Origin of the sequence: Methylotuvimicrobium sp. KM2, assembly GCF_038051925.1 — a bacterium.
Taxonomy (GTDB): Bacteria; Pseudomonadota; Gammaproteobacteria; order Methylococcales; family Methylomonadaceae; genus Methylotuvimicrobium.
The window spans coordinates 1399520-1425337 of the sequence record NZ_CP150634.1; the positions used below are offsets into that span (position 1 = coordinate 1399520).

The following is a 25818-nucleotide window of genomic DNA, read 5'->3' on the forward strand; positions in this document are numbered from 1 at the left end:
ATTTTAAACCAAACGGGGCGTCGGGGGTGAGAATATCGGCGCAGAGGAGTCAAGCCGCTTAATGCTCTCGGCCTTCCCTCACCTAACGCTAGGTGAGGGACGACGAAGGCGTCGCTCCCACAAAGTGTCGGGTGCTCTGTGGGAGCGATCCCCAGATCGCGATTTCGAAGCCGGGTGCGTTAAGTAACAAAAAACGGTATCGAGGTCGCATTCGCTAAGACTCATCATTTTTTTACCGAAGTTTAGTGTAACGGACCCGATAAAATCGGGAGATAGTTTTTTAGACAGTTACTCAACCGTCATCCTTAAAAAACGTGCGCCGGGCGATTAAAATCGCCGACAACGGCATCGCCAATCCTAGAAACATCACGATGAAAAATAAGCTGCCTAATTGGCTGTAATCGGCGGCGGTGATGACCGAACCGGTTGTCGGGTCTTTGATTTCGCGGCTGATCACGAGCACTTGATTGAGCGCCTTAGTCAGTAATTGAGACAGCGAAAGGGCCAGATTGGTGAAAGCGGCCATGACCGCAAAATAGGTCGCCTTGAGTCTGGGCGGCGCGGAATTAGCGATCCAGGCCAGCATCGGAATCATCGCGATCTGTCCGAGCGGCGATTCCAGCGCGGTATCGATCAAGGCAATGAAACGCGCGTCGACCACGCCGCCGGTATGCGCCTGAGTCCATTCATGAAAGCCGTAAAACAGCGCGATGTTCGGTAAATACAGCGCGCTCAACGCTATCGTCAAGACCGCGATGACATGCGTGATCGGGCGCTCGGCCATGAAGCGCCGGAACAGAAACATGCCGAACAGCGTCAGTCCGCTAGTGACTAACGACAGTTGCGCAAGAAACTGTTGATCGAAGGCGAGCACATCGATCATCCACCAGGTTTCGCCGGCGCCGGTCGTCGGCACGGCCCGAAAGGCGAAGATCACGAAAGCGATGCCGTACAACTGATTGCGTTGAGTGGATTCCAAGTCCAGCGTCAGGCGCCAAATCAAAAATAGCACGATAGCCAGCGAACCGATAAAGACGATCGCATCGCTATTCGGAATATCGCTCAAGCCCATTAAGACCGCGAACAACACGAAACCAAGTCCGCCGCCGAGAATCCACCAGTTGATTTCGGGCAATTCATCTTCGGGTCGGGCCAGCAAGCGGTCAATGTCTTCGCGTTCATAACCTTGCGCCGCCAAGCGCCATTCCTGTTGAGATCGGAGATAGGCGGACAGCAGTATCCCAGCTATCGAAATCAAGGGTATGACCAAGGCCCAACGGTAAACCGTCAAATACACCGCCGCTTTTTCGGCGTCGTCCATCAAATGTACGTCATCGAACAGCATGACATTGGCGGCCGCGACCAGCATCGATCCGCCGATAATGGCGACCCGGCCCAAGGTCTGCATCGTCGTGTGCGCCAATTTGATTTGTGCCTCGGGCAGCGGCCTGCCTTGTTCGTCGAAACGCGGCACCGCCTCGACCGTCATCGCATCGGCGACGGTATCCTGTACGACATAACCGATCGGCGCCAGTAATGCCGACAAGACAAACCAAGTTTCGGCGGGCAGGATGTGCGTCATGAATTCCCGGTCCGCCAATAGATTGATCATGATCAGCAAGCTAGCCGCGATCAGCGCCGCGCCGAGATAGATCAACTTGGCTTTATGCCGCCACAGTAAATCGACCAGATGGCCGACCGGCATTTTCAGCGCCCACGGCAGCATCACCCAAAAGCCCAGCATGGCCAGAAATTCGGCCGACAAGCCGAGGTATTCCTTGACGAAAAAAGTTCCGACGATGCCGGTCAAGCCGGATACGCCGGCTGCCAGATAGACCATCAACGGCGGAACATAGCTAAGGCGCATTTGTCGAGCCAGATCGTAAACATTGCGGTCTAGCCAGTTTTGCCATTGGCGGTTCGGTTTTGTATTCATAAGTTCATTGTCGATGAGTGAGGTGTTACATAATGCTTAATCCTAACCCGGACTAGCCCGGAGCCAAAGCGGAAATCGTTTTTGTTATAGCGTTACGGTTTCGATACCGTTGTGCGTTTTTTAGCATTATAGACCTCGACGATCGCGATCTGGGGATCGCTCCCACAGAACATCGGAATCCTTGTGGGAGCGACGCCTTCGTCGTCCCTCACCTAACGCTAGTTGAGGGAAAGCCGGCGTCGTTTAAGTCCTCGTTCCCACCGCTCCAGCGTGGGAATGCATACCGATCTTGCCTCGGCTGCCAAGGTATGGGTTCCCTCGGAGGACCGTGGGATCCAGAAATATCTCTTCCGATGCCTGCAACGTTTAGTCGCCTTTTTTAGGACTTTGGCGTTGCGACTTCGATTCCGTTGTTCGTTTTTTAGCATTGTCGTCTTCGACGATCGCGATCTGGGGATCGCTCCCACAGCACTAATCATCCTTGTTACTTGTTTTAGTTCAAGTGGGATGTCCGGTTTCGCAACGCTGGAGCGTTGCGGGCTGCATTCCAACGCAGAGCGTTGGAACGATAAGGTGAAAAGACAATTCGGAGCGCCGGAAGCGTAGTAATACCAGTCACTTGAAACCGCTTCGCGCCCAGCCGGGTTTTTATGGTTAAATGCCGTTTTACTCTTTGAATTAGGTTATTGTTTATGAAACTCCGAATCTTGGCTAAAAAAACGCTGTTATTTTCGATCATGGCGATCGCTATCGTCGCCGGTTGCGCGTTTCAAAAACCCGATTATTTGACCATGATCAGTGCTGAAGAACTCAATCGAATCATGCAAAATGAGACTATTGTTTTAATCGATGTTCACATCCCCGAGCAGCAGCATATCAAGGGGACTAATCTTTTCATTCCTTACAACGAGGTTGAGCGGTATCAGGATAAACTGCCTGCCGATAAAAATACCGCGCTCTATTTGTATTGCGAAGGCGGGCCTATGGGTAATGCGGCCGCGCGGTCTTTCTATGAACTAGGCTATCGTAATTTGTACAATCTTGAAGGCGGAGCTAAAGCTTGGCGGCAAGCGGGATTGGCGTTTGAATGAGGTGAAAGGTGAAAGGTGAAAGGTGAAAGGGGAAAGAGGAAAGAGGAAAGAGGAAAGAGGAAAGAGGAAAGAGGAAAGAGGAAAGAGGAAAGAGGAAAGAGGAAAGAGGAAAGAGGAAAGAGGAAAGAGGAAAGAGGAAAGAGGAAAGAGGAAAGAGGAAAGAGGAAAGAGGAAAGAGGAAAGAGGAAAGAGGAAAGAGGAAAGAGGAAAGAGGAAAGAGGAAAGAGGAAAGAGGAAAGAGGAAAGAGGGGCTTGACAAATGGATTAAATTCCGCATCATTTCACCGCTCACCGCTCACCGCTCACCGCTCACCGCTCACCGCTCACCGCTCACCTCCAACTCCCCAGCGCTTTTTTAAGCTCGGCTTCGGCGCGTAGCGCGTCGAAGCGTGCCGCGATATCGCGCGAATGCGCTTTGTCGCGCGCGACTTCGGCCTCGATATAACGCGTGACCGTGGCGGCGCCGGCTTGGCGTTGTTGGTTGACCAAGCGCAAGGCTTCCTCGGCCGATGCGATCGCCGCACGCGTCACATTGAGACGCGCCAGCGCTTCCCGGAATTTCAAATGCGCGGTTTTGACTTCGTTTTCGATCGCGAGCTTGGTCTGGGTATGCGCTTTTTGCGCTTCGTTCAATTGATGCTCGGCTTTTTTGACGGCTTCGCTGGTACCGAAACCGCTGAACAAATCCATTTCGACCATGACGCCGGCCGTGACATTGTCGCGGTTGGTCGAAAAATCGATATTCTTGCTGTCCGAACCGTAGCTGACATACGCGTTCGCGCGCGGCAGATGCGCGCCTTTGGCTGCGCTCAATTTGCGTTCGGCGATTTCGACGCGTTTATAAGCCGCGGCGATTTCCGGGCGCTCCTTGATGGCGCGGTTGAGTAAATCGTCGAACGATTCATGATTTTCCGGAATTTGCAGCGCCGCCGAGGCCTGCTCGAATTCGAATGCTTCGTCGGCATTGAGGCCGAGCAGCGTTTTGAGTCCGGTCCGGGTTAGTTCGATCGCATTCGCGGCTTGAATCTCGGCGTCTTGGGTTTCGGCCAATTGTACTTCCAACGATAAGACATCGGATTTCAATAGCGCGCCGGCTTCGTATTGGTTTTTGCTTTGCCGCAGTTCGCTGTCGACCGCCTTGATCGAATTCAAAGCGACTTTATGGGCCTCGGCGCTTGCCAGTAGGCCATAGTAGGTCGAAGTCACTGCTTCGATCAATTGATTGCGGACCGCCGACTCTTGCAATTCCGCCGCTTCGACGCCGAGTTCGGCGGCCTTGGCCGCCTGATAATCCTGACCGCCGCGAAACAGAGAATAGGTCGCGACGACTTCGGGCCGGTAATTATCGGTCCCGCCCGGTTGATTGAAATTGGTGGAGCCGTCGAGATTCAGCCGCCGCTGAGATATGATCATGCCGAACGCGCGAGAGGGATTGTCGGTATGCTCGTAAGACATGCGAATTTGAGCTTGCGGGTAAAACGCGGCGAATGCTTCTCCCAATTGCGCTTGAGCCTGCCCGATACGCTCATGAGCGATTTGCAGATCCGGATTGTTTTGCAATGCAAGCGATATGGCGTCTTCCAAGGTATAAGTCGGTCGGCGTTCGAGTTCCGAAGATTGCGCGTAAGCATGCGTTTGCGGAAGTATTAGTAAGCAAGCCAGAACGGCTGTTTTGGTCAATTCAAGCATAATGGCTTTCCGTTGAAGTAATTGGAATCATGCTGGCTAGTATATAAGAAAATGCTAATATTAAATAGGCTTTGGAACACGCCGTGAATACCGCATCGTAAACGTAATTATTTACATCCCCTATCGTTCCCACGCAGAGCGCTCGCCGTTATACATAAGTCGTAGATATACCGTCTTGCTATCTTGGCAAATGTGACCTCGATACCCTTTATTGTTGCTTAACGTAACCGACTTTCCCTCACCTAGCGTTAGGTGAGGGACGACGAAGGCGTCGCTCCCACAAGGGGGGCTGGATGCTCTGTGGGAGCGATCCCCAGATCGCGATCTCGGAGCCACTGATATCCAATATCCGCAGATTTATCAAGCAGCACCGTTTCCAGTTATACGATGACCTCTGTTTAGCAAGTTTTCCTCGTTCCCATCGCTCCAGCGTGGGAACGCATACCAATCTGGTTTCAACAGCCTAGATACGGATTCCCACGGAGGACCGTGGGAGCCAGAAAAGGCTTAACTTAATGGCAGTGAAGCAGAGCGTGGGAACGATAACTATTACCGCATACATGCCATTCATAAACTGCTGATGTCAAGGATATCACTCGGCTTCTATTCTCGTCGGCGACGCTAGGATGTTACTAATTTCAATAACTATTTTTTCCGGAGAGTCGCTCAAAGCATCGCGTAGTTCGTAAAACGCCTTTTCGAGTAGAAAGAGGTCGATCAGACCGCGCGGAGCCGCATTTCTTGCAAACAAGTCGCTACTGCTTACCGCTTCATCATAGGCGGCGAGGAAAGTGCGCTTAACCTCGGTTTTCCAGTCCCGCATCATGGGTTCTAGTTTGGCGATATCATTGGGCCGTTCAATGCTGGCGAGCGTTATGGCTTTATGGGCCGCATGATTCAAGGATCTTAGCACATCCGCCACATCTCTTAACGGCGAATGTTTTCGATGTTGTCCGGCGCGTAATTGCGCCGTATCGTACTCGAAGTCGGTAAATAAAAAATCGTTTTCGGTCAGTAGCACATGCCCCAGATTAAGATTTCCATGATAGCGGATTTTAATTCCATTTGCCGGTTCGGAAATACAAGCGTTCATCCGTTCAATCAGCGCCTCGCGTTGTTCGAGTAAAGGGCGTAGCGCCGTTTGAACTGTTTCATCAAGCTCGTTCAGGCGATGTTCGAGTAAATCCAGCGTTGATACCGCTTCGGTTTGCGCTTGCCGCACCCAGTCCGATAGGTCGTCGTCGCTGACCGGTTCGGGATCGAAAGCGGAGGTATCTGTTACCGTGCCTAATGCATGATGCAGTTCGCCGGTGCGTCGACCGAGCGTTTCAATCAGCATGAGATAAGCGCTGTGTTTCTCGGTGGCAAGACACGGCTCAGGTTCCGTCGTGAGACAATCTTCCAGGAATCTTTCCAGATAGTCGAGCGTATAGCTCCAACCGTCGCCCTGGTTTTTGACATAGCCTTGCAACACGGCAAGGGTCATGACATCGCCATTCTCGTCCCGATACTCGATGAAACCGGCGATGGGCGGCGTATTACGGAATTTTACCGTATTGTTCAAAAAGCAACCGATTTCAATTTCCGGATGGCGTCCGACTTGAAGGCGTCGATAGCCTTTTAAAAAAAATCGATTGTTTAGGGCGACGGTTGTTTTATTATCTTTCGTATGCGGTGGTTGTGCGGCTAGCTGGTCCATCTCTTTCTCCGCAGCGCATTCGTCAAACGCCTCGGTCGGCGAACAACGGATGACTCCTTGTTCGCAGACGATTGTACGTTCGGCGCCAATGGCCTGAACCAGTGCTTGGCAAAATGCCTCGTCGGCAAATGCATCGCCTAAAATGCCTACTTGAGACTGCTGGCGCACCTTAGCCACGGTGAAAGGCGTCAAATCATGTAAGCGTTTCAGGTCGTGATTTTCCCATGCCAGCGCGAGCGGTAAAAAACAATGAAAAGGTTCGCCTGACTTGTGTTCGACACGGGCTAGGGCGAGTAGCCACGTATTGTCTACCGATCCCCATTCGGCATAATCGCTAATATGCACACGGTCGAGCGATTCGTTGCTGACTTCACGATGCCAATTTTGCGCGGCGACAAAGCCCGGTAACGCGTTTTCCTCTAGTTGGGTGCGCGCCTTTTCGGACATGGCAATACGCCAGGATTCGTCTTGGCTTCGAAAAAAACTGTGCCAGCCGTCGAATAGCACTAGCGTCGGTAACTCCTCGGGTAATAAGTGTTCTTCATGCCAAGCCGGCACATCTTCGCTACGGGCCAGCCGGAACCAATAGTAATTATAGCCGGGCAGGGTAAGCAGGTACGGTAATTCGCCGATTGGCGGAAAAGTCGTGTGTCCGAGCATTTCCACCGGCACGCATCCTTTATAAGCCGAAAGATCCAATTCGACCGCCTGCGCGGCTCGCGATAAGTTGCTGACGCATAGGATGATATCGTCTTCGTATAACCTGAGATAGGCTAGGATTTTTCGATTGCCGGGGTGTAAAAAAACCAGTTCGCCGCGTCCGAATGCCTGGTGGTTTTTGCGCAAAGTCAAAACATGTTTCATCCAATTGAGCAACGAGGAGCGGTCGCGCAACTGCGCCTCGACATTGACCGCCCCATAGCCATAGATCGGGTCCATGATCGGGGGCAGGTACAGGCGTTGCGGGTCGGCGCGGGAGAAACCGCCGTTACGATCGGGGCTCCATTGCATGGGGGTCCTGACGCCGTTGCGGTCGCCAAGGAAAATATTGTCGCCCATGCCGATTTCGTCCCCGTAGTAAATGATGGGCGAGCCCGGCATGGATAGCAGTAAGCTGTTCATCAGCTTGATTTTATCCAGCTCGTTATCCATCAGCGGGGCCAGGCGGCGCCGAATTCCGACATTCAAGCGCGCGCGAGGGTCGCTGACATAGATTTGATACATGTAATCGCGCTCCTTGTCGGTGACCATCTCCAGGGTCAATTCGTCATGATTGCGCAGGAATATGGTCCATTGACAGTTTTCGGGAATGGTCGGAGTCTGCCGCATGATATCGACGACAGGGTGACGGTCTTCTTGCGCGATAGCCATGTAAATTCGAGGCATGAGCGGGAAATGATAGGCCATGTGGCACTCGTCGCCGTCACTGAAATAATCCCGAACATTTTCCGGCCACTGATTGACTTCGGCGAGAAACACGCAATGCGGATAGTGTTCATCGACAATCGCACGCATTTGTTTGATCACGTCATGCGTTTCCGGTAAGTTTTCGTTGTTGGTTCCCTCTCGAACGCATAGATAGGGAATGGCGTCCAGGCGCATGCCGTCAACGCCTTGATCCAACCAGAAACGCATCAATTTGATCACCGCTTTGACGACATGCGGGTTATTGAAATTGAGATCCGGTTGGTGAGAAAAAAAGCGATGCCAGTAATAGGCATGAGCCTCATCGTCCCAAGTCCAATTCGATTTTTCGGTATCCTCGAAAATAATGCGCGTTTCGGGGAATTTTTGGTTGGTTTCGCTCCAAATATAAAAGTCGCGCTTGCCGGAACCCGGCGGCGCTTTTCGCGCCGCTTGAAACCATGGATGCTGGTCCGAGGTGTGATTGATCACCAGTTCCGTGATGACCTTGAAACCCCGGCGGTGGGCTTCTTTCATGAAACGCTTGAAATCGTCCATACAGCCGTAATCGGGATGAATGTTGCGATAGTCGGCTATGTCGTATCCGTCGTCGCGCAGCGGTGAAGGGTAAAAAGGCAGTAACCAGAGCGTGTTTACTCCGAGATCTTGCAGGTAATCGAGCTTCTGTATCAATCCTTCGAAATCGCCCATGCCGTTATTGTCGCTGTCGAAAAAAGCCTTGATGTGCAGTTCGTAAATGACGGCATCTTTGAACCATAGCGGGTCGTTTTCCCAGTCCGGTTTGTCGCCGTTTAACGGTTGTTCAAATTCACTGCCTTCTGTTTTAGTCATGGCCTTTTCCTGCAATAGTAAAAGAGGAGTCAAAACCAACGCCCCGACGCTTACCGGTAAATATAAAACAGTCGGCGATTCGGCTCAATGCGGTTAATGACAGTTTAGCATGCGCGTCTTTATCCTAACGCGCTCGGTTGCCTTTCGCCTAGCCATAGGTGAGGGAGCGGCATCGCTATCGCAAAGGGTAATTAGTACTGTGGGAGCGATCCCCAGATCGCGATCATCGGAGTCGAAAATGCCGAAAAACGCACAAGGGTACCGAAGCCGCAACGCTAAGCATTGAAAAAATGGCTAAACATTACAGGCATCGGAAGAGATATTTCGGGTTCCCACGGCCCTCAGTGGAAACCCATACCTTGGCAGCCGAGGCAAGACCGGTCGGCATTCCCACGCTGGAGAGGTGGGAACGAGGGAGCTTAAACGGGCGTCGCTCCCACAAAAGATTACAACAAAAGGTTGCTATGCGGTCATAAATAAAAGCCATGCGGATTTTGAGTTTTTAGACCCTGCCCGCCAGTGATACAATACAACTTTCCAACCACGCCATTACCTAGGATGTCAGTGGATTCCGAACTCTCCCCCTTTCTCGACGAAGCGTCGCCCGAGCGGCTGCGCGAAATTCCCTATAACTATACTTCTTTTTCCGACCGCGAGATCGTCATTCGCTTGCTCGGCGAAGAGAACTGGCAGATCATCGAGTCGCTACGCGGCGAACGCATGACCGGCCGTTCCGCGCGGATGCTGTTTGAAGTGCTCGGCGATATTTGGGCGGTTCAGCGCAATCCTTATCTCGAGGACGATTTGCTGAACAACCGCAAACGCCGCAAGGCTCTGCTCGACGCCCTGCGTCACCGTCTGCGGCAAATGGAAAAACGTCATGCCGAATACGAAAACGAATATCCGGATCGAGCCCGGCGCGTGGCCTTGCTGATCGAAGCGACGCATCAGGCCGTGAACGAATTCGAGGCGCATTTCGACCGCACCCGAGAAATGCGCCGCAAGGCGCTTGCCTTGTTCTCCAAGCATACGCATAAAGACAACATCGGTTTCGACGGTTTTGCCCGCGTGTCTCATGTGACCGATGCGACCGACTGGCGGGTCGAATATCCGTTCGTCGTGTTGTATCCGACCAGCGAAAAAGAAGTCGGCCAATTGGTGCGCGATTGCATCAAACTCGGCCTGACCATCATTCCGCGCGGCGGCGGTACCGGCTACACCGGCGGCGCGGTGCCGCTGACGCCTTACTCGGCCGTAATCAACACCGAAAAATTGTTGGACATGGGGCCGATCGAAGCGCAATCCCAATTACCGGGCGTCGAGCAGACTTATGCGACGATACGTACCGGCGCGGGCGTCGTAACGCGGCGCGTAATGGACATGGCCGAAAACGCCGGCTTGGTGTTCGCCTGCGACCCGACTTCGGCCGATGCTTCGTGTATCGGCGGCAATGTCGCGATGAACGCCGGCGGTAAAAAGGCCGTGCTGTGGGGAACCGCGCTGGATAACTTGGTATCCTGGCGCATGGTGACGCCGGACGGCAATTGGCTCGAAGTCGAGCGTATCCATCATAATTTCGGCAAGATTCACGACCAGGAACTTGTTACCTTTGCCTTGAAGCGTTTCGATGCCAAAGCCAAGGAATTGTTGTCCGAAGAGCGGCTCGAGATTCCCGGCGCGAAATTTCGCCGGGACGGCTTGGGCAAGGATGTCACCGATAAATTTCTCGGCGGCCTGCCGGGCATACAAAAAGAAGGCTGCGACGGCATCATCACTTCGGCGCGCTGGATCTTACATAAAATGCCGGCCTATACGCGCACGTTTTGCCTGGAGTTTTTCGGCCAGGTGCGCGACTCGGTGCCGGCCATCGTCGAGATTCGCGATTTTCTGGCGGCCTTGCCGAAAAGCGGCAGCGACCGGGTAATGCTGGCCGGGCTCGAACATCTGGACGAACGTTATGTCAAGGCGGTCGGCTATGCCGGCAAGGCCAAGCATCGCGGGCGGCCGAAAATGGTGTTGATCGGCGATATCGTCGGCGACGACGATCATCAAGTCGCGTTGGCGGCTTCGGAAGTGGTTAGGCTGTGCAATGCGCGCGGCGCCGAAGGCTTCGTTGCGGTCAGTCCCGAGACACGCCGGACCTTCTGGCTCGACCGAGCGCGTACTGCAGCGATCGCAAAACATACCAACGCCTTTAAAATCAATGAAGACGTCGTGATACCGCTGCCGCGCATGGGCGATTATTGCGACGGCATCGAACGCATCAACATCGAATTGTCGTTGCGTAACAAACTGCGTTTGTGCGATGCCTTGATCGATTTGTTCGAAGGCGATTTGCCCTTGCGTTCCTATGAGGACGGCGTCGATAAAACCGATTTGATCGGCGAACGGCGCGGCCATGCCTTGATGGTGGTCGCCGAAGTTCGCGAACGTTGGCAATGGCTCTATGATAATCTGGACTTGCCTTTGCCGCAGGCCGAAGCTCTGTTTCCCCAATACGGCATCGTTGCCGGCGAACTGACCAACCTGACCGAGCAGCCGACCTTGTTTCATCGGTTGCAGGATTATTCGCTGCGAGTGTCCTGGAAACAGGAATTGCTGCCGCGCCTGAAAGAGATATTCGTCGGCGATAATTTCCGTCCGGTCGTCGAGCGCATCGAAGCGGCGCATAAAGAGGTGCTGCGCGGAAGAGTATTCGTAGCGCTGCACATGCATGCCGGCGACGGCAACGTGCATACCAATCTGCCGGTCAACTCCGATAATTATGAGATGCTCCAGGAAGCCAACGCGGCTGTGGCGCGTATCATGGCCTTGGCGCGCTCTTTGGGGGGCGTGATTTCCGGCGAGCACGGCATCGGCATCACCAAATACGAATTTCTGACCGACGAAGAACTGGCCGGCTTCCACGATTACAAGCAGAGCATCGATCCGGAAGGCCGCTTCAATCGCGGCAAGCTGATGCCCGGTTCCGATCTGAGTTCGGCTTATACGACCTCATTCAATCTGATGGGCTTCGAGTCGCTGATCATGCAACAAAGCGACATCGGCGCAATCTCCGACTCGGTCAAGGATTGTTTGCGCTGCGGTAAATGCAAGCCGGTTTGCTCGACGCATGTGCCTCGCGCGAATTTATTGTATTCGCCGCGTAATAAAATTTTGGCGACCTCGCTGTTGATCGAAGCCTTTCTGTACGAAGAGCAGACCCGGCGCGGCATTTCGATCACGCATTGGAAGGAATTCGAAGACGTCTCCGATCATTGCACGGTGTGCCATAAATGTTTCAATCCATGCCCGGTCGATATCGATTTCGGCGATGTGTCGATGAACATGCGCAATCTATTGCGCAAAATGGGCAAGCAAAGCTTCAACCCGGTCAAGACCGCGGCGATCGCGTTTCTGTCGACCGGCCGGCCGAGCAGCGTCAAGTTGATGCGCAAACTGTTGATCGAATGGTCTTATAAAGCGCAGCGCTTGGGTAACTTCTTCCTCAGGCCTTGGGGCAAGGCGCAGCTCAAGCGCCCGCCGTCGTCGACCGGCAAGCCGGAAATGAAAGAGTATGTGATTCATTTCACCAACCGGAAAATGCCCGGCAAGCTGCCGTCGAAAACGTCCAGAGCCTTGCTCGGCATCGAAAGCGATCAAATCGTGCCGATCATCCGCGACCCAAACAAGACCCGAACCGATTCCGAGGCGGTGTTTTATTTTCCCGGCTGCGGTTCCGAGCGCTTGTTTTCGCAAGTCGGTCTTGCGACGCAGGCGATGCTCTATGAAATCGGCGTACAAACCGTGCTGCCGCCGGGGTATTTGTGCTGCGGTTTTCCGCAGCGCGCGGCCGGTCAATTCGACAAGGCACAGCAGATCACGACCGATAACCGCGTGTTGTTTCACCGGGTTGCGACCACGCTCAATTATCTCGATATCAAGACCGTCGTGGTCAGTTGCGGCACCTGTCTGGATCAATTGGTCGATTATGAATTCGAAAAGATTTTCCCCGGCTGCCGAATGATCGACATTCACGAATACCTGCTCGAGAAAGGCGTGAAACTGGAGGGCGTCAACGGCCGTCGTTATCTATACCACGACCCATGTCACAGTCCGATGCAACAACAGGATGCGATGAAGACCGTCAACGGATTGCTCGGCGCGCCGGTCAATAAATCCGAGCGTTGCTGCGGCGAATCCGGAACCTTGGCGGTCGCGCGCCCGGATATTTCGACACAGGTGCGTTACCGTAAATCGGTCGAACTCCACCGCGACACCGCGAAACTCCGCGCCGACGATTATGACGGGCCGGTCAAGATGTTGACCTCGTGTCCGTCCTGTCTGCAAGGCTTGCAGCGTTACAAGGGCGACGTCGATCAGCTCGAAGTCGATTATATCGTCGTCGAAATCGCCCGGCATGTTCTCGGCGAGGATTGGATGAAAAGCTATATCAAGCAAGCGGCCAAGGGCGGGATCGAGCGGGTTTTGGTTTGATTTTGGTTAGCGGTTAGCAGGGAGCAGCCGGCCGAAACCCATCGTTTCAATCCCGCCACCGTACCTCTCGCCTGACGGATTTGCGAACCGCGTCCGGCGCGAGGTCGTCCATTGTGGGAGCGATCCCGAGATCGCGATCATCGGGGGCCATATTGCTAAAAAACGCACAACGGAATCGAAGCCGTAATGCCAAAGCTCGAAAAAAGGCGGCTAACCGTTGTAGGTTTCGAAAAAGACAAAAGACGACTTAGACGATTCGGGCTTTCCCTCACCTAGCGTTAGGTGAGGGACGACGAAGGCGTCGCTCCCACAAGGGGCTGGATGCTCTGTGGGAGCGATCCCCAGATCGCGATCTCGGAGCCACTGATATCCAATACCCGCAGATTTATCAAACAGCATCGTTTCCAGTTATACGATGACCTCTGTTTAGCAAGTTTACCGATATTTGTGTATAACGAAGAGAGCTGGAGCTTGGGTAACAGCATATTTTAGTTTTTGCGACTACGACTAGCCCCTGCTCGGACACTTGGCTTCGGCAAGCTGAAGCATCTTGCTAATCAGGAAAAATTTTCCCCCAACGTTTCGGTTTGCCTCAATCTATTATGGGCAAGAGAGCAGTTGTAGGTCGGTAATCGGCAACGGTAGGAGCGGTATGATTGACGGTTCTCGTTTGGTCCGATGCGTTAGGGTGGTTTTCCGGAAAGCCGCAGGGACTCGAATCGCATGCGCGGGGTAATAAGGGCGTTGCAAATAGCGGCAACGAAGGCCCGTAGTAGCTCATGACAGTGCCGAATCTACGATCAATTCCCCAAGCATAGGAGTAAGGGAATTTGCCCGCCACGTTGGAGAACTCTCTGTCATGAACCAAGCCGAAACTGTGACCGACTTCATGAGGGAAGGTTTCGGTACCGCAATAACTTCTCGTATTCGCGTCTTTTGACTGACCGTCGCTAACTATTGCGAAGGCAAAGTTCGGAATGCCGCCGCCGCCATTGGCAAAACCGATATAGGCTTCGCCGCAGCTGCCGGATGTTTGACCATATAAGGGCCTAAACAGCAAGACCACATCGGCGCCGTATTGATTGCGTAACGCAGCAGTTCCGCTAAGCGCGCCTCGATCGGAGGCTAAATCCGTTAAGGCCCTGGAATTGCTGTTGCTTTCAGTATAAGAGGTCGCCCGGGTATGCACTAATCTTAATTCCATCTTGATGCCTGAGTCCAGGAGGGCCTGATTGGAAAGGTCGACCAGAAATTGAATGCGTTGCCTTGCGTATGCGGCGGTTTGCCTGCCGGTCGTGTACAGCACCATTAAATCGACAATAGTATTGAGATCCTCATTCGGCTCATTTACGGGCTTGTTTGACGGCGTGTCGTTTGATGAGTCCAATTCCGCCAAATATTCGGCATAGGCGGTTTCGGCGATTTTTGCATCGGCCTCCGCCTTATCGGCAAGGTCTTGTTTTCTTAAGTAAATTCTATGCAGCCGATTCGCGATTCTTGTTGCTCTTCTATGCTCGGCAAGCGATTTTCTCAATTCGCGCCTAGCGGCTCTAAGTTCTATCCTAGCCGCCCTAAGCGCTAGTCTCGCCAATCTTATTTCTTCCCTTAATGCGTTATTGGTACGTGACTGATTCAGCGTGAATCTGGCTGCTAGATGGTTTTCCTGCGCTTGATTAAAGCCGTTCCGCAAGATTTCAACTTGCCGAGTCGTTTGTTCAACATAGTCTCTCTGTTTCTCATACTCGACAAGAGCGCTTTCTGCCTCGGACGCGAAATCGTCGGCTCTTGCCCGGGCGAGTTCGGCCGACTCTTTTAATCCCTCAACGCGGAGTAACGGCTGATTATTCATGACGGGCATCAAAGACTCGGGCGTCGCTAACGCATCATCATGTTCATGGCGCCTTACTTTTTGCAAACCGGATCGTTCAAGATCGACAAGCACCGTAAGTCCTTCGGCGGCATCGATGAGATACTCGCCGCCCGGCGTATAAAAATTACCGATAATTCCCGCCTCGCCTTGCGAAACAAAAAACCGGTAGCCCTTGCCTTCCTCGGCTAGATGGCCTATCCAGGTAAGGGTGCCGGTTTGATGTTCGATTTTAATATCGTGCTCAATGTCATATTGTCCGATGGGCAAATCGAGCATCAGTCGCCCTCCAATGCTCATGGCGTTCAATTGCTCCATCGGCAAATCGATCGGCATGACCGAGCCGGGATTATAGTGCCGGTATTTGTTCGGCAGTTTTTCGGCAAAAACCGGCTCAACGACCAGCGGTTCGGTAAGTGTTGCGCCGTCCTCGACAACTTCGCTTCCGTTCCTGCCGGAGATAATGACTGTTTTAACGGTGCCTTGGCCAAATTCAATAACATAATTGTAATTCTGCAACAGTTGCTCGACGGCGATTTTCCAGTTATCGGCAGCCAATTTTTTCGTGATGATATCGTCTTTGATCGCATCATCGATTTTGAATGCTATGCCGGACCGGTTCGCTAGAGCGGATGCTGACTCGCGCAAAGTCTTATGTTTAATGACATGATAAATTTCGCGCGGCTCTTCCTTGATTACCGGATCGGTCATGTCGGCGATTCCGTTAAGCGATAAAGCCAAGCAGAAAAAAGCCAAACAATTTTTCAAGAGAATTTTCATTTCGTACAATTTCGGCTATTTACAACAATAACATTCAATAAGCATCGTAGCCCGGATGGAGCGTAGCGCAATCCGGGGAGTTCGGAGCCGCGCCACTCCCGTATTCCGCTACGCTGCATACGGGCTATGTACTATGTATACCCTTCGCACTTCAAATTTCGGCAGTGCCTTAGGAGGCACCGGGGCGCTCGGCCCCTCACCTAACGCTAGGTGAGGGGCCAGCATGGAGCTGGCATAGAGCCTACAGGGATGTATTCACGGCGTCCTTTGACGGGCACCCCGGTGCCGAATTTTGATCTCCGATAGGTATACTTTAATGGAGAACTGGGAAAGAGCGGATGTGGGTTGGCCGTTTTTAGCTTGATGCGTATGAGTCGAAAACCCTCAATCCCTTCGTAGGTCCAGTGGCCATCCCCGCGCCAAGCAACAACATTTTTTGGACAACACGGAATGCCAAAAGCTCCGCATTTTTTAAGCTATGTATGCGTTAATAGTTGATACTTTTGAACTGAAAGCCAACATAAAACCCAAGGATACAACTCTGAATAACTTTCCTTTTTTCAATATCACACCAATGGTTGAAAGAAGGGCACGGTTGCTCGATTGACAGGTGTCGGCGGCAGGGAAAGCCGCCGTCAAGCCTACATGGATGTATTTACGGCGTCCTGTCAAGCGAGTAATCGTACCCTCTTCCACGCTCAGTGTTTTGGAAAGCAATCATAGACTATTTCCTAAATGGTTTATTTAGTAGCAAAGAGAACCGTTTCAACTGCTAACGCGAACATAGCCATTTTTTAAGCATAATCGTATGCAGCAATTCAACTCATGCAAATAGCCAAGTATCAATCCGAAGCAAAATATGTAAAAATAACAAATTAATATAAGGAGTCGTTAAGCACAACATGAAAGTAACAGTAAAGTCCGACTTAGAAAATGCGCTAAAGTTATGCAAGAGCGCTTTTCTATACGCAGCCGGTTTCAGCATGCTCATCAATTTTTTAATGATCACCCCGTCGATCTACATGCTGCAAGTCTACGACAGAGTCGTTTCAACCGGCAATAAATCGACCTTAATTATGTTAACGCTGCTTGTTTTGGGGCTTTTTATCACCTTAGCCGCCTTGGAATGGGTCAGGTCGCAAATATTAGTCAGAATCAGCACGCGCCTGGAAACCTTGTTAAACCAGCGACTCTTTCAAGTGGCATTCAAGCAAGCGCTCCTGTCCGGCGGGCAAAGAGCCACGACTCAACCCTTGGACGACTTGACCGGCTTGCGTCAGTTTTTAACCGGCAACGGATTGTTCGCATTTTTCGATGCGCCGTGGATGCCGATTTATCTTGCCCTGCTATTCTTGTTTCACCCGCTGTACGGATGGTTTTCGGTTGTTACGGCTATCATACTATGCATGGTGGCATTCGCTACCGAAAAGGTTACGACAAAAACCTTAAGCGAAGCCAATAATACGTCCATCGCCACCCGCAGCATGCTTAATAAAAATCTGCGCAATGCCGAAGTTATCGAATCGATGGGTATGCTGGAGAACATTCGCCGGCGTTGGATGAGCGGAGCGGTCAAAGTGTTAGACTTGCAGGCCGTGGCCAGTTCGCGTGCAGGCGTGTTGACATCGCTGTCGAAATTCATTCGCATGTCGTCCCAGTCATTGATTTTGGGATTAGGTGCATACCTCGTCATAGAGCGCGAAATTTCCCCGGGCTTGATGATTGCCGGCTCCATTCTGATGGGCCGGGCCTTAGCGCCTATTGACTTGATGATCGGCACCTGGAAAGGGTTTATTAGCGCCCGCGACCAATATAGCCGTTTGAACACGATCCTATTGCAAATTCCCGCCGATAGCGAACGCATGCAACTGCCCGATCCTAAAGGCGATATACAACTGGAAAATGCGGTTGTCGTGCCGCCGGGCTCCAAAGTTCCCGCGCTTAAAGGCATCAATGCGACGATCGACGCCGGCGATATCGTAGGCATAGTAGGGCCCAGCGGCGCCGGCAAATCAACCTTGGCCCGCGCGGTCCTGGGTATCTGGCCCACGGCTAACGGCGCGATACGGCTGGATGGCGCCGAAGTCTTTCAGTGGGATCGCGAACATCTGGGGAGTTTTATCGGGTATTTGCCCCAGGATATCGAGTTATTCGAAGGCACAATCAGCGAAAACATTGCGCGTTTCGGAGAAATCGACTCGGAAAAAGTGGTCGAGGCCGCTAAAATGGCCGATGTCCATGAACTGATCTTGCAACTCCCGGAAGGCTACGATACTGTAATCGGCGCCAGCGGGGGGAATCTTTCAGGAGGGCAGCGGCAACGGATCGGTTTGGCTAGGGCTCTGTATGGCAGCCCTGTGTTAGTCGTGCTGGATGAGCCGAATTCCAATCTCGACGAACAAGGCGAAAACGCCTTGGGAGAGGCGTTGGTTCGGCTTAAACAAAAAAAGACCACTGTATTGATCATTACGCATCGTAATGCCGCTTTGGCGAAAGCAGATAAATTGCTAATCTTAAAAGAGGGCGCATTAGTGGCGTATGGTCCCAAGGAACAAGTTGTTAGCTATTTGCAACAACAATCCGCCGGAACAGTAACGAAATTAAACAAAACATAATATCCGATGACCGAAAATACCGCTTTAATCAACTCCGAACCCACAGCGCTGCATACCGACGATAAGCCTATTCGCCTGATTGGCGCCATTATCGTTCTGGCGACATTCGGCGTATTCGGCGGCTGGGCGGTTTTAGCCCCCTTGGACAGCTCCGCCCTGGCTCCAGGAATCGTGGTAGTCAAATCGTACAAAAAGACCGTGCAGCATCTCGATGGCGGCATCGTCTCCAAAATACTGGCGCAAGACGGCGACTTCGTAGAGGAAGGGCAGCCCTTGGTGATTCTGGACGACACGCAGATCAAAGCTCAGCTCGGCATCGCGTACAGTCAAAAAATCAACTTAGCGGCGCAAGTGGCTCGTTTGCGGGCGGAACGCGACCAATTGCCCAAAGTCGTCTACCCGGAGTTTCTCGACAAGTCTGACGACCCTAGGGCGATAGAAACGAAACAAGCCGAAAATCATGTCTTTCGGGCTCGAAAAAATGCGTACCAAGGCGAAATCGCCGTGTTGGAGCAGCGGATCGGACAAATCAAAAGCAAAATAAACGGCTTGAAAAATCAAATTTCCAGTAAAGAAGTCCTGGTCAAATCCTATGCCGAAGAGATCAAAGATTTACAGGAACTGTTGGCGGAAGGTTTTGCCGACCGCCAACGCTTGCGCGACCTTGAGCGCAATCATGCCTTACAAACCGGCGAAATTGCTCAATTACTGGCCGAAGTGGCGACCAATGAAATGCTGATTGGCGAAACCCGTTTACAAATACTGCAAACCCAGAAAGAATTCCAACAAGATGTCACGGCCAAACTGAGTGAAGCCCAGGCCGGATTGAATGACGCGGAAGAAAGAGTCGTCGCAAACCGGGACAAACTCGACCGGATTGTCATCAAAGCGCCGGCGACCGGCATGGTATTGGGATTGTCCGTTCATACCGAAGATGGCGTCATCGTGCCCGGAGACCCGATTCTCAATATCGTTCCGAAAGACGTCGATCTGATCATCGAGGCCAGAGTGTCGCCGATAGATATTGACCGGGTTAGTGTCGGATTGCAGTCGGAAGTTCGGTTTAGCGCGTTCAAGCAAGCGACGACGCCCAAGATGGAAGGACGTGTTATCCACCTGTCCGCCGACAGTTTTACCGATGAAAGAACCGGAGAGTCCTATTATCAGGCGCATATCGAACTGACCCCGGAAAGTCAAAAAGACCTGGGCGAACTCCAGTTGTTGCCCGGCATGCCGGTAGAGGTGCTCATCAACACCGGCGAGCGCACCTTATTTGAATACCTAGCGCAACCGATCACCAATGCCTTTGCGCGCTCATTCATTGAAGACTAAAGCGATGAACAAACTTAAATACGGCTTATTGTGCTTGCTAACCGCGAGCGCATACAATGCTAATGCCGAGGATTTACTGACGATCTACCGCCAAGCGCTAGAGGCCGACCCGCAACTTCGTTCGGCGCAATTGCAAGTTGAAATCGGCTCGGCGCAAAAAGGCCAAGCCTTAGGGCAAATGTTGCCGCAGATCAACGGCACCGCTAACTGGTCAAAGAACGAACAAAAAATATTCGCTCCAGGCGGGGCTGTCAACAACAGTTACCCGGGTACGCGCTATTTTTTATCGCTCAACCAAACGCTGGTGGATTTCGCCAAATTTTGGGATTGGCGCCGGGCGTCCAAGGTAGAAGACCAATACGCCGCGGAAGCGATCGAAGCGCAAAACGAATTGATGCATAAAGTCGTGGAGCGCTACTTCGATTGGTTGCAGGCGGATGACGAACTCGACTTTGCCCGCAGCGAGAAACAAGCCACCAAAAAACAGCTGGAACAAGTGCGTAAACAATACGCCAAACAAATGCTCAAAATAACCGATGTCTACGCGTTAGAAGCTCGATTGGACCAGCTTGAAGCCGAAGAAATCATCGCCGAATCTAATCGCGTCAGGGCCGAGGAAAGCCTCCGCGAACTCACCGGCGTTCATCCGAGCCGGCCGCATGGATTAAAGGACGGCATCGAGTTCAACAAGATAGAAGGCGATTTACAAGACTGGATTGCGATGGCGCAAAGCCAAAATCCTCAAATGATGGCCAAAACCATAGCCATAGAAGCGGCCGAAAACAATGTCGCCGTGCAAAAATCCAAATACATGCCGGTTGTCGATCTGCAATTGAATTATTACGACACCGACACCGGCTTCCAAAGCACCCGGACGCCGCAGATCCAAACGCAAGTGGCCGCGATCAATGTCAATGTCCCGTTATTCTCCGGCGGCACCACTACGCACCAGTTGTTCGAGGCGCAGCACAGACTGGAGCAAAGCAAAAACGACAACGAGGCGACCTTACGCGCCTTGATCAAAGAAACCAGCGATGCCTTTCTCAGCTCAAACGCCAGCGTCAGACATATCAAGGCCGCCCAAAAAGCCCTGGAATCGGCTGTCAAATCAAGAGAGTCGATGGAGCGGGGTCTTTTTTACGGTGTCGTGACCGTAAGCGATCTGATCCAGGCGCAACAAAGCGAATACATGTCCAAGCGGGACTTATCGATAGCGCGCTATACCTACATCAAAAACCGCATTCGTTTCTTACGATCCATAGGTTCGATCAACGAAAACAACATATTTGAAATCAACGATTGGCTGGATATGGCCGAGGCCGAGCAGGAAGTCAATGCCTCCCCGATGTCGATCTCCCCGCATCCGCAAGCGAACGACGATAAACCGAGCGATGCCGAACCAAGCCGTCTCGACGCGCCGGCACAAGAAATGACACAACCGGCGCAAGACGAGCCGCCAATGGAATGGGACGACGAAACCATGGAAAAGGTATTACGCGAAATCAAAAATTCGCGGAACATGCAAGACAGTAAAAATCGCACCCAATAAGCAGCAGCAAAAAAAGGGGTCAGGTTACATTATCGTTAAATGTAACCTGACCCCTTTTCTGGTTTAATAAATCTGCGGATATTGAACATCAGTGGCTTCGAAATCGCGACGAAGGCGTCGCTCCCACAAAGGGCTGGATGCTCTGTGGGAGCGATCCCCAGATCGCGATTTCGAAGTCGGGAACGTTGGGCGACAAAAAATGGTATCGAGGCCTTAGCTAAGATCCGCTGTTTCCCAAACTCTGTTTGGGAAACCCGTCTCGCAAGCTCTGCTTGCTGGCTTTCTATCGCGGGACGGGTTATACAACCTGTCCCCAACGTTTTGGTTTGGCCTAAATATTTCGGTTTGTTAAGTCCTCACCCCAACCCTCTCCCAATGCGGGCGAGGGTAAAAAAAGGGGTCATAAAAAAAGGGGTCAGGTTACATTATCGTTAAATGTAACCTGACCCCTTTTCTGGTTTAATAAATCTGCGGATATTGAACATCAGTGGCTTCGGAATCGCGACGAAGGCGTCGCTCCCACAAAGGGCTGGATGCTCTGTGGGAGCGATCCCCAGATCGCGATTTCGAAGTCGGGAACGCTGGGCGACAAAAATGGTATCGAGGCCTCATTAGCTAAGATCCGCTGTTTCCCAAACTCTGTTTGGGAAACCCGTCCCGCAAGCTCTGCTTTTCATCGTTCCTACGCTCTGCGTCCCCAAAGGTCGATAATCCCGACAAGAACAACGATACATTCTCTGCAGTTTCTTAATCCGATTGTCCGCTGCAGTCGACGCAGAGCGTCTAAAGCGGCATTCCCACGCAGAGCATGGGAACGAGCGTTTAGTGGGGATACCTCAGAACCTGACCCCTCTCCCAATGCGGGCGAGGGGGTATAATGCCGAAACTTCAAGTGCGAAAAGGCGTCCTTCGAAAACCTCAAAAAAACTCAAAGTCTGCAACAGTCAAATTAGCCGCGGTAAAGCCGCTCTCATCAACAATTCCCACCTTTACGATGGGTTCGGCCTTGGAATTATTTTCGGCATCGTAATAAAGAATCCCGGTTTTCGTATTGTAAACGAGAAACGATGCCGTGTCGGTGTGCGCTCTTTTTAGCCCCGGACCGCTGATGAAATTAATGCTTCCGTCTTGATTCGGATCTAACCCTGAATAAATCGCGGAACTGAGCCTAATGATATCGCCAGAAAAATCGTCGATAAAATCTCGATTTTTTCCACTCGGCTGGGTATCGAAAACAAAAGTATCCATTCCCGCGCCGCCGTTGAGTCTGTCTCGACCTAATCCGCCATAAATAATGTCGTCGCCATCGCCGCCAAAGATGCGATTATTGCCGCTATTGCCTTTCAGGACATTATTGCTGCTATTGCCGACTAACTTGAAATTACCGTTTCCGGTCAATGTCACATTTTCTATGTATTCCAAGCCTTTCAGGGGGCCTTTATGCGGTTGGCTCAAATCGACTTTGGCCGCAATCTCTAAGGTATCGATGCCACCGGTATCGAAAATCACAAGCCGATTACCCAGTGCGATATACAGATCGTTACCCTTGCCGCCTTCCAAAATATCCGGTTCGCCTCTGATATTGCCGCCGATCAGCACATCGTTGAAATCCGTCCCCTTCAGCACGCTGGCAGCGGCGGTATCCCTATCTTCCACGGTCACGCCGGTACTGCCCCCGTCCTCTAGGTCGATATCGTCCGAAAGAGACAACACTTCCCCGTCAGCGAATTGCAGTGACCCGACGCCTTGAATGCTATATTCCAGGCCTTCGCCTTTGAGCGTGTAGATGCCGCTAATCACGCTCAAAGTATAATCGTCGATCAAGCCCTCCAATTGCAAAATATTGGAACCTCCACCGCCGATAATCACATCATTGCCGGGGCTGCCGATAAAAATGTCGTTACCGGGGCCGCCGATCAAGATATCGTCTCCGGCTCCGCCATTTAAAATATTATTGCCGCGACCGCCGCGAATCACATCGTTGCCGTCTCCTCCGATCAATTCATCGTTCCCGTCGCCGCCGCTAATGTCGACGCCGACTGTACCGTTGGCGATTATCGTATCGTCCCCGCTGCCGCCGGATAGCGAACGGCCCAACGGTTTCCCGGAAGCATCGTAACGTTGCATGACGATTTCGGTGGCGGCGTCGCCGTCTTGAAAAACGCCTTGTTGATGGCCGTCTTGGTATTCGGCTTCCCAAGATACGACAAAGCCGCCGTCGCTCAAGCCGATGACGGTCGGTTGTTGCTGCGAATCGTGCACGGTAGTGTTGACTTGAAACTCCCCGCCCACTTTAGTGCCGTTGGCGTTAAACCGTTGACCGTAGACGCCCCAATAACTTTCGTCTTGCAACATGGATTGCCAAACCACGACGAAACCGCCGTCGGCCAGCGCCGCGACCGCCGGTTGAGCTTGGTCGTAGGTCGTGAATGAGTTGACATGAATTTCACCATTAAGCGCTTGACCGCTTGCGTTATAGAGTCGAGCAACAATACTGAAGTCATGGGCATCGAGATCTTGCTCCGGAATATCGTAAGCATCGCGCGGCGCTTGCCAGACAACGACAATATTGCCGTTGCTAAGTTGTGTGGAAGTCGGAAATTTCTGCTCGCTTGCCAATTCGTTGAAATCCGGGTTGCCTACCTCGCCTTTCGGTGTTTCAAAGGTCGAGTTGATGGCGATTCCGCTATCATTGGCGGTCAAAAACCCCATAAACTGTCCGTCCTTATCGAAGCGCTTGGCAAAAATCAGCATTTGCTCGGTTCCGGTGCTGATCGCTTCATAGCCGATGATGTATCCTCCGTTAGCCAGCGCCGTAACAAAGGCATCCGATCCGCCTGAGTCGCTGATTTTGGTTTCCCAGTCCAACGGGTTGCCGAATTTATCGAAAAGTTGACTGAATACGCCGGTTTGATTGGGCGTGCTGCCCATGGCAATACCGTTTTGTAATGAGTCGCCCTGGTTATTTGAACTCCAGGCGACGACGAATTTGTCGTCTTCCAATACCGCAATGGCAGGCAAGCCTTGATCGTCGGTTAAGGTATCGTTGGCTCGGAAAATGTTGGAAGTGGGTTTGCCCGCGGCGTCGAACAGTTGCACATGGATACCGCTACCGTCGGCATCCGGCGCTGACCAAGCCAGGACGATACTGCCGTCGGAAAACAAAGCCGGGCGGACGTTTGCGCCCTCGCCGATTCCGGTAAGGATTCTTTGATCGGGTCCAAGTCCCCGGCCGTTAGTGTCGAATTTCCGAAAATAATAGCCGCCGGGTCCTTGCCAAAAGTTAATGAAGCCGCCGTCGGGATACGCCAATAGTGTGGAAGCCTCTTGTGCTCCGGCCGTTAGGATGTTGACTAGCGTTTCTTGCGATAGCAGGATTTGTTTGTGATCGCCTTTAAAATGAATTTTTTCGACATTGATCAGTCGATTCGATCCGTCGTTCCCATTGATATCGGTAACGATAACCTCGTTTTCGTTAATTTCAATAGTATAGTCAGTGGAATTGCCATTGAAGAAAACGATATCGAGGCCGTCTTTGCCATCGATGGTGTGATTACCGGTAGTCGCATTAAAAATATCTCTGTCATCGGTTCCAGTTAATGTTGCCATTCAATTAGCCTCTTTAAATTTGATGAAGGAATTACTTTACCCTTAGCTAGTTCAAGCTTCAAAATCATAGGTTCTAACCCAGCATGTTAGTGGGCTGGGATAAAAGGGGAGGGTAAAAACCGAAAATTTGAGTGTGGGTACAATATGTAGATTTAGAATAGTTTAGCTGTCTGTGAATGGCTATAAAAAATCAAAAAATTTTTTATTCGCGTCCAACGCTGGGAGACAGTGGGCCGTAACAAATAAAGGGGTCAGGAATGTAGGGTGGGTAGAGCAAAGCGAAACCCACCATAGAACGCCACGCAAGTCATTTCCTGATTAGCAAGTTTCTTCAGCTAAAGCCCAAAGATCAGCATATCCCCTAGCAGGACGGGGTTCGCAAGCCATGCGCGTCAAGCTAAAAACGGCCAACCCACATCACGCTATTTCCCAAGCTCCAGCTTGGGAAAGACACCCCGGAAGCTCCAGCTTCCTGAGACCGACACAACCTCCGCACATTCTGAATCAAGCCCGACTCGCTCGTTCAATCTTTCTTGAATTTTCGGGAAGCTAGAGCTTCCTGAACAGGTTACCCAAGCTAGAGCTTGGGTAACAGCATAATGTCATTTTAACAAATCGCGGATTTGGTCATGGGCGGCGTTATCTTAACCGTAACCGCCCTCAAACAAAGCGATGGGTTTCCGCTTCGCTGCTACCCATCCTACGGCGTCGGAAGTTTGATAGGCGGCTATGTAGGGTGGGTAGAGCAAAGCGAAACCCACCATAGAACGCCACGCAAGTCATTTCCTGATTAGCAAGTTTCTTCAGCTAAAGCCCAAAGATCAGCATATCCCCTAGCAGGACGGGGTTCGCAAGCCATGCGCGTCAAGCTAAAAACGGCCAACCCACATCACGCTATTTCCCAAGCTCCAGCTTGGGA

11 protein-coding genes are annotated in these 25818 nt (G+C 52.0%); 6 read left to right on the forward strand and 5 right to left on the reverse strand.

Annotation, left to right across the window (positions count from 1 at the left end; all coding sequences use genetic code 11):
* Positions 1–292: 292 nt before the first annotated feature.
* On the reverse strand, positions 293–1936 hold the full coding sequence (locus WJM45_RS06085; RefSeq protein ID WP_341328078.1) for a hypothetical protein: 1644 nt from the start codon (positions 1934–1936) through the stop codon (positions 293–295).
* A 692-nt stretch (positions 1937–2628) separates the two neighbouring features.
* On the opposite strand from WJM45_RS06085, the gene WJM45_RS06090 reads away from it, so the two are divergent.
* Entirely contained in the window at positions 2629–3027 is a 399-nt protein-coding gene (locus WJM45_RS06090; RefSeq protein ID WP_341328079.1) for a rhodanese-like domain-containing protein, read from the forward strand.
* Positions 3028–3049: 22 nt separating this feature from the next.
* Positions 3050–3283, forward strand: coding sequence for a hypothetical protein (locus WJM45_RS06095; RefSeq protein ID WP_341328080.1), 234 nt, complete (start codon positions 3050–3052; stop codon positions 3281–3283).
* Positions 3284–3357: 74 nt separating this feature from the next.
* Here the strand turns inward: WJM45_RS06095 and WJM45_RS06100 are convergent, their stop codons facing one another.
* On the reverse strand, positions 3358–4716 hold the full coding sequence (locus WJM45_RS06100; protein ID WP_341328081.1) for a TolC family protein: 1359 nt from the start codon (positions 4714–4716) through the stop codon (positions 3358–3360).
* 592 nt (positions 4717–5308) lie between these two features.
* Complete coding sequence (gene treS, locus WJM45_RS06105) at positions 5309–8671, reverse strand: maltose alpha-D-glucosyltransferase (RefSeq protein ID WP_341328082.1); 3363 nt, start codon at positions 8669–8671, stop codon at positions 5309–5311.
* A 558-nt stretch (positions 8672–9229) separates the two neighbouring features.
* Between treS and WJM45_RS06110 the strand changes: the two genes are divergently transcribed.
* Positions 9230–13147, forward strand: a complete 3918-nt coding sequence (locus WJM45_RS06110; RefSeq protein ID WP_341328912.1) for an FAD/FMN-binding oxidoreductase — start codon at positions 9230–9232, stop codon at positions 13145–13147.
* A 592-nt stretch (positions 13148–13739) separates the two neighbouring features.
* On the opposite strand, the gene WJM45_RS06115 is transcribed toward WJM45_RS06110, so the two are convergent.
* Positions 13740–15794 (reverse strand): reprolysin-like metallopeptidase, encoded by a 2055-nt coding sequence (locus WJM45_RS06115; protein ID WP_341328083.1) that lies wholly within the window; start codon positions 15792–15794, stop codon positions 13740–13742.
* Positions 15795–16696: 902 nt separating this feature from the next.
* Here WJM45_RS06115 and WJM45_RS06120 point away from each other — a divergent pair.
* Genes WJM45_RS06120 through WJM45_RS06130 form a run of 3 tightly spaced genes read left to right on the forward strand, consistent with a single transcriptional unit; the run spans position 16697 to position 21290 of the window.
* Positions 16697–18409 (forward strand): type I secretion system permease/ATPase, encoded by a 1713-nt coding sequence (locus WJM45_RS06120; protein WP_341328084.1) that lies wholly within the window; start codon positions 16697–16699, stop codon positions 18407–18409.
* A gap of 6 nt (positions 18410–18415) precedes the next feature.
* Positions 18416–19741: an HlyD family type I secretion periplasmic adaptor subunit gene (locus tag WJM45_RS06125; protein WP_341328085.1), complete on the forward strand. Its 1326-nt coding sequence runs from the start codon at positions 18416–18418 to the stop codon at positions 19739–19741.
* Positions 19742–19745: 4 nt separating this feature from the next.
* Positions 19746–21290 carry a TolC family outer membrane protein gene (locus tag WJM45_RS06130; RefSeq protein WP_341328086.1) on the forward strand — a complete coding sequence of 515 codons (1545 nt, stop codon included), beginning with the start codon at positions 19746–19748 and terminating at the stop codon, positions 21288–21290.
* Positions 21291–22208: 918 nt separating this feature from the next.
* Here the strand turns inward: WJM45_RS06130 and WJM45_RS06135 are convergent.
* Entirely contained in the window at positions 22209–24899 is a 2691-nt protein-coding gene (locus WJM45_RS06135; protein ID WP_341328087.1) for a calcium-binding protein, read from the reverse strand.
* Positions 24900–25818 lie beyond the last annotated feature (919 nt).

Coding starts and splice junctions, on each gene's coding strand:
- WJM45_RS06100 (WP_341328081.1), bottom strand. CDS start 4,716: ATGCTTGAATTGACCAAAACAGCCGTTCTGGCTTGCTTACTAATACTT.
- WJM45_RS06090 (WP_341328079.1), top strand. CDS start 2,629: ATGAAACTCCGAATCTTGGCTAAAAAAACGCTGTTATTTTCGATCATG.
- WJM45_RS06110 (WP_341328912.1), top strand. CDS start 9,230: ATGTCAGTGGATTCCGAACTCTCCCCCTTTCTCGACGAAGCGTCGCCC.
- WJM45_RS06085 (WP_341328078.1), bottom strand. CDS start 1,936: ATGAATACAAAACCGAACCGCCAATGGCAAAACTGGCTAGACCGCAAT.
- treS (WP_341328082.1), bottom strand. CDS start 8,671: ATGACTAAAACAGAAGGCAGTGAATTTGAACAACCGTTAAACGGCGAC.
- WJM45_RS06135 (WP_341328087.1), bottom strand. CDS start 24,899: ATGGCAACATTAACTGGAACCGATGACAGAGATATTTTTAATGCGACT.
- WJM45_RS06115 (WP_341328083.1), bottom strand. CDS start 15,794: ATGAAAATTCTCTTGAAAAATTGTTTGGCTTTTTTCTGCTTGGCTTTA.
- WJM45_RS06125 (WP_341328085.1), top strand. CDS start 18,416: ATGACCGAAAATACCGCTTTAATCAACTCCGAACCCACAGCGCTGCAT.
- WJM45_RS06130 (WP_341328086.1), top strand. CDS start 19,746: ATGAACAAACTTAAATACGGCTTATTGTGCTTGCTAACCGCGAGCGCA.
- WJM45_RS06120 (WP_341328084.1), top strand. CDS start 16,697: ATGAAAGTAACAGTAAAGTCCGACTTAGAAAATGCGCTAAAGTTATGC.